Origin of the sequence: Chryseobacterium contaminans, from assembly GCF_001684955.1 — a bacterium.
Lineage (GTDB): Bacteria > Bacteroidota > Bacteroidia > Flavobacteriales > Weeksellaceae > Chryseobacterium > Chryseobacterium contaminans.
This window is the reverse complement of record NZ_MAYF01000182.1, coordinates 1-2,397: the sequence shown is the minus strand read 5'-3', so window position 1 is coordinate 2,397 and position 2,397 is coordinate 1. Positions and strand designations below refer to the sequence as shown.

The 2,397-nt window shown below is 35.2% G+C and carries 4 protein-coding genes; all 4 read left to right on the top strand.

Features of this window, described 5'->3' with window-relative positions; all coding sequences use genetic code 11:
* The coding region (locus tag BBH99_RS11175) for an SPFH domain-containing protein (protein WP_066695526.1) at positions 1-735 on the top strand (735 nt) is incomplete at its 5' end.
* A gap of 81 nt (positions 736-816) precedes the next feature.
* Entirely contained in the window at positions 817-1,005 is a 189-nt protein-coding gene (locus tag BBH99_RS11170) for an Arc family DNA binding domain-containing protein (RefSeq protein WP_066695524.1), read from the top strand.
* 117 nt (positions 1,006-1,122) lie between these two features.
* Positions 1,123-1,512 (top strand): hypothetical protein, encoded by a 390-nt coding sequence (locus tag BBH99_RS11165; protein WP_066695522.1) that lies wholly within the window; start codon positions 1,123-1,125, stop codon positions 1,510-1,512.
* Positions 1,512-2,153: a sigma-70 family RNA polymerase sigma factor gene (locus tag BBH99_RS11160; protein WP_066695514.1), complete on the top strand. Its 642-nt coding sequence runs from the start codon at positions 1,512-1,514 to the stop codon at positions 2,151-2,153. Before BBH99_RS11165 ends, BBH99_RS11160 begins: the two co-directional genes overlap by 1 nt.
* The last annotated feature ends 244 nt before the right edge of the window (positions 2,154-2,397 follow it).

Below are 2,397 nucleotides of genomic sequence, written 5' to 3'. Positions count from 1 at the left end.
TGCTTTCTGTTGGCCTGCTTTTTCTTAAAAGGGTTAATGATTATTCAGCCTAACCACTCAAGAGTATTAAACTTCTTTGGAAAGTATGTAGGAACAGTAAAAGATAACGGATTATTCTTTATCAATCCATTATATTCTTCTCAGAAAATGTCTTTGCGTTCGGAAAACTTACAGGGGCAGACTTTGAAAGTAAATGATAAAATGGGGAATCCTATTGAGATTGCAGTCGTAATCGTGTGGAAAGTAGGAGATACTTATAAAGCTGCTTTTGATGTTGAACGCTATTCAGACTTTGTAAAAATGCAGAGTGAAGCTGCAGTACGTCATTTGGCGATGAGCTTCCCTTATGATAATCTGGAAGATGATCATGCACCGATTACATTGAGAGAAGGAGGTGATAAAATCAATTCTATTTTGGAACAGGAACTTACAGACCGTCTTTCAAAAGCAGGAATCGTAATTCAAGAGGCCAGAATTTCACATTTAGCCTATGCATCTGAAATTGCCGGAGCGATGCTTCAGAGACAACAGGCTACTGCGATTGTAGCTGCAAGAACAAAAATTGTAGAAGGAGCGGTTGGAATGGTAGACCTTGCCCTGAAAAAGCTTTCTGAAGAAAATATCGTTGAGCTTGATGATGAAAGAAAAGCAGCAATGGTAAGCAATTTAATGGTGGTTCTTTGTGGCGAAAAAGCGGCAACACCGGTATTGAACGCTGGGACTCTGTATAACTAGTAAAAAATCAATTATTCCAGATTGATCATAATTACATCTGGATATAACAATTTAATGCGTCTTGCATCAAAAACAAGAATAATGAAATCAGAAAAAGCTCAGAACACTTCGGAAAACAAAGGCAAAAAATCTTTTGTCTTAAGGATAGATGAGTCTACCTATAAACTCCTCGAAAAATGGGCCAATGATGAATTCAGAAGTGTGAATGGTCAGATTGAATATCTCCTGCATCAAAGCCTTATTGACTCCGGGAGAAAAAAGAAAGAATAATAATTTATAGTATTTTTTGGTATATAAAATGCTGTATTATTAAAAATGTTTGTAACCTTTTTATTGTAGGCTGACTCTATTGTTTTAGAACTCAGTTTAACCTTTAAAAAAATAAAAATGGAAACATTACAGCAAAAACAGATTACAAAGCAGGTTTTTAATACATTAAAATTTGTTTTTGTAATCGTACCGGTAGTTGCAGGATTGGATAAATTTGCCAATATCCTCTGCCAGTGGACACATTACATTAATCCTGCACTTCTTAATTTACTACCTTTTTCAGGTGAGACTTTTATGATGATTGTAGGAGTAATTGAAATTATTGCAGGGATCTTAGTATTACTGAACCCTAAAACAGGAGGCTTCGTAGTTTCAGCATGGTTAGCATTAATCGCATTGACTCTTATCGCTGGATGGAATTTCGTTGATGTTGCAGTGAGGGATTTAGTAATGGCTATTTCAGCATTCTCAATGTCAAAATTAAGCTCAATTTTTGATCATAAATAATGAAAACAGAGGACAAATATACAGACAGGGAATTAATAGACAAAGTGCTGAATAAAGAGACGGCAATATTTGAATTGATAATCCGGCGAAATAACCCCCATCTGTACCGCATCGGAAGAATGTATCGTTTTAGCCATGAAGATACTCAGGATCTGATGCAGGAAACTTATATTGAAGCGTTTATGCATCTCTATCAGTTTGAAGACCGTTCCTCCTTCCGGACGTGGATTTCTAAAATAATGCTCCATCAATGCTATCGTAAAAAACAGAAATGGTCTTCAAGATATATACAGCCTCTTGAAAATAATAGTAAAGCTTTTGAGAACCTTTATAACACAGAAACCTCAATCCGAGTGATGAACAGAGAATTAAATTCAGTTATTGAAAAAAGCCTTCTCAATATTCCTGAAGATTACAGAATTGCTTTTACCCTAAGAGAAATCAACGGACTTAGTGTTCAGGAGACAAGCGAAACTTTAAGGATTAGCGAAGGAAATGTAAAAGTTCGGGTCAACAGAGCCAAGGCTTTTCTAAGAAAAGAAATAGAAAAGTATTATATCAAAGAAGAAATTTTTGAATTCAATCTGATCTATTGTGATGAAATGGTGAATAGGGTTATGGGAAAATTAATAGAAATTTAGTCCGTATCCTTCACAAACTATCAGGATTTGACATCATTTCAAAAAGAAAGCAGAGAATTTTTTCTCTGCTTTTTTATTTTATACAACTCTGGAGAGTGTCTGCTCCAAAGTAGAATATTACGAGCCAAATCAAGCCTTTAATGGTAAAGAAAGCAAACCCTGCCCATCCTACGCGCTTGAACCACTTTTTAAACTTTGAGTTATTTTCTTGTGAATTTTCCATTGGTGATTGTCAAAAAGATTA

Coding starts and splice junctions, on each gene's coding strand:
- BBH99_RS11170 (WP_066695524.1), top strand. CDS start 817: ATGAAATCAGAAAAAGCTCAGAACACTTCGGAAAACAAAGGCAAAAAA.
- BBH99_RS11165 (WP_066695522.1), top strand. CDS start 1,123: ATGGAAACATTACAGCAAAAACAGATTACAAAGCAGGTTTTTAATACA.
- BBH99_RS11160 (WP_066695514.1), top strand. CDS start 1,512: ATGAAAACAGAGGACAAATATACAGACAGGGAATTAATAGACAAAGTG.